A 541-nucleotide genomic window follows, 5' to 3' on the forward strand; every position below is an offset into this window, starting at 1 on the left:
CGGAGAATATGGTGCATCCGGGAGGATTCGAACCTCCGACCGCTCGGTTCGTAGCCGAGTACTCTATCCAGCTGAGCTACGGATGCATCGGGAAACTTGCTTTACTGCCGATATTGATACCGCTGCTAAAGCCGTATCAAGTAAGAGAGGGTGCATCCGGGAGGATGACTCACTCGGTTCGCCCTTCGGGCCGTTGCTAAAGCAACGTTATCCTCCCTGGTGCCGGCGATTCACTCGCAGACCATGAAACAACAGCGTAGCTGTTATCTCGGAGAATATGGTGCATCCGGGAGGATTCGAACCTCCGACCGCTCGGTTCGTAGCCGAGTACTCTATCCAGCTGAGCTACGGATGCATCGGGAAACTTACTTTACTGCAGATTTTGATACTGCTGCTAAAGCTGTATCAAGTAAGATGGTGCATCCGGGAGGATGACTTGCCTTGCGGCTCGCCCTTCGGGCCGTTGCTAAAGCAACGTTATCCCCCCTGGTGCTTGCGGCTAATACCGCCACCTCATCCACACCTTCGTTGCTGAAGATAT

Annotated in this window: 2 tRNA genes; both read right to left on the reverse strand. The window is 53.8% G+C overall.

Going from position 1 to position 541, the window contains the following annotated elements:
• Positions 1 to 9: 9 nt before the first annotated feature.
• Positions 10 to 86, reverse strand: a tRNA-Arg gene (locus ABLV11_RS07050).
• Positions 87 to 278: 192 nt separating this feature from the next.
• A tRNA-Arg gene (locus ABLV11_RS07055) sits at positions 279 to 355 on the reverse strand.
• Positions 356 to 541: the final 186 nt, after the last annotated feature.

The sequence above is a fragment of the Klebsiella sp. GW_Kp181 genome (assembly GCF_040062315.1).
In the GTDB taxonomy this organism is placed as follows: domain Bacteria; phylum Pseudomonadota; class Gammaproteobacteria; order Enterobacterales; family Enterobacteriaceae; genus Klebsiella; species Klebsiella oxytoca.